Source organism: Paracoccus aerius, assembly GCF_014656455.1.
GTDB classification, from domain to species: Bacteria; Pseudomonadota; Alphaproteobacteria; order Rhodobacterales; family Rhodobacteraceae; genus Paracoccus; species Paracoccus aerius.
On the sequence record NZ_BNCL01000073.1, the window covers coordinates 1 to 2,023 of the forward strand.

Genomic DNA, 2,023 nt, shown 5'->3' on the forward strand with positions numbered 1-2,023 from the left:
GCCTTCACCAGCCGCCGGGCATAAACCGGCCCGATCCCCCGGATCATGCCGGAGCCGAGATACTTCTCGATGCCCTCGACGGACGAGGGTGCCGAGGCCTTGAGAAACTGCGCCTTGAACTGCAGGCCATGGGTGCGGTCGTTGAGCCAGACACCCGAGGCGGTGATCCATTCGCCCGCCGATATCATCGCGGCATGGCCCACGACGGTTACCAAGTCCCGGTGCCCGCGCGCCTTGACCCGCAGCACGCAAAAGCCGCTCTCGGGACTGTGAAACGTGACCCGCTCGACCGGCCCGGCCAGAACCTCTGTCGGATTGTGGGTATTCGGGGTCATCACCTGCGCCATCCACGATCCTCACCAAACAAGAGCGCGGCGCCGTGCCCTGAACCAACGTTGCACCGACCGCATTGCGTCTGGTCTTCATCGCGGGCCTTGCCGGAGCAGCGCATTCGACATCTTTCCGCATCTTCGACCATGTTGTGCCAGCAGATATATGCCAGCCAGGTCCTGAACCAAGTTCCAGGGCATGGCTGCCGTGCCGAACTGATCCAGAAACAAAACACCACGCTCTGGGTGTCTTCCGTGGTTAAATCACGACCAAAAGCAGAGCAGCACGTTCCGCCTGAAAGGCTGACTTCATACGGCAATGGGGATCAAGGAGGATATCATCATGTCTATTCCCAAAAACACTGTGTGCCTATGGTTCGACAAGGATGCGGAGGAAGCCGCGACGTTCTACGCCTCGGTCTTTCCGGACAGCCGGGTGGAGGCGATCAACCACGCGCCCGATGATTATCCTTTCGGGAAGAAGGGAGATGTGCTGACCGTCCAGTTCACGGTGGCGGGGATCCCCTGCATCGGGCTGAACGGTGGGCCGGTCTTCACCCCGGACGAGGCCTTCTCGTTCCAGATTGCCACCGACGACCAGAAAGAGACCGACCGCTACTGGGATGCCATTGTGGGCAACGGCGGACGCGAAAGCGGGTGCGGCTGGTGCAAGGACCGCTGGGGCTTGTCCTGGCAGATCACGCCGCGCACGCTCACGGAGGCGATGATGGCCGGCGGGGACGAGGCGCGGCGCGCCTTTGCCGCGATGATGACCATGCGCAAGATCGACGTGGCGGCAATCGATGCTGCCCGCCGGGGGTGAGCACCCTACACGTCACCGGTAACTGACAGGCCATGGCGTTCGGTCCCAGTGCCGGCGTCGCGCCCGAGGCGCGCTGCGTGTCGGCTTTGGCGGCGTGTGGGAGCCATGACAACAGGCCTCCGGCCTCGCTGGGCTGAATTCATGTCGTAAATCACACAGGAAGCAGGCCGAGTTGGCCTGCCCCATATGCGATTGCTGCATAGCAGCATCCCTCACATGTTCATTGTGCATCTGCAGCGTTAGCGCCATCTTTGGAGCATCAAAAGAGCGCAAGGCCAATCCGGGCCGGGCGCAGATGCAAGAACAAAGACGCTGAAAAGGATACTCGCCATGGCTACGATTGCCCAGACCCACCAGGCCGCTGCCACCTCTGGCATCGCTGGCCGTCTGATGGCTGCGATCCAGCACGTGCAGGAAAACCGCGCCCGCCGTGTGATCTATCGCCAGACCGCGCGTGAATTGAACGCCCTGACCAACCGCGACCTGGCGGACCTGGGCATCAGCCGCGCGATGATCACCCGCCTGGCCTACGAAGCCGCCTGGGGATCGAAGTAAGATATAGACCATCCCGCCCCTCCTCCTCCCCCGGGCCGGGACTAGTGGCATTCTTCTGCCAGAGGATGCCGCCTCCACATAGCCGCTCCATTTGCGGCACCCGATGCGACGGACCTTTCCTCCTCCCCATGGTCCGATCGTTGGCGGCAACGGCCTCTCCTCCTCCCCGGCCTTGCCGCACCCCATACGCGGCCCCTCCCTCCTCCCTGGGCCTGCGTTCCGCGGCAGCACCCCCTCCTCCCTGGGTGCTGCCGCTTTTTCATGATGGACACCCAATTCTGGAGCAATGCCTCCGAACCGACCGGCATACACGGCG

At 63.0% G+C, this 2,023-nt stretch carries 3 protein-coding genes; 2 read left to right on the forward strand and 1 reads right to left on the reverse strand.

Features of this window, described 5'->3' with window-relative positions; all coding sequences use genetic code 11:
- On the reverse strand, positions 1-335 hold a 335-nt coding region (locus IE224_RS20675; protein ID WP_444544094.1), incomplete at its 3' end, for a YrrC family ATP-dependent DNA helicase.
- A gap of 337 nt (positions 336-672) precedes the next feature.
- On the opposite strand from IE224_RS20675, the gene IE224_RS20680 reads away from it, so the two are divergent.
- Both IE224_RS20680 and IE224_RS20685 read left to right on the forward strand, forming a co-directional pair.
- Positions 673-1,152: a VOC family protein gene (locus IE224_RS20680; RefSeq protein WP_191313394.1), complete on the forward strand. Its 480-nt coding sequence runs from the start codon at positions 673-675 to the stop codon at positions 1,150-1,152.
- Between the two features lie 330 nt (positions 1,153-1,482).
- Entirely contained in the window at positions 1,483-1,707 is a 225-nt protein-coding gene (locus IE224_RS20685) for a DUF1127 domain-containing protein (protein ID WP_229849501.1), read from the forward strand.
- The last annotated feature ends 316 nt before the right edge of the window (positions 1,708-2,023 follow it).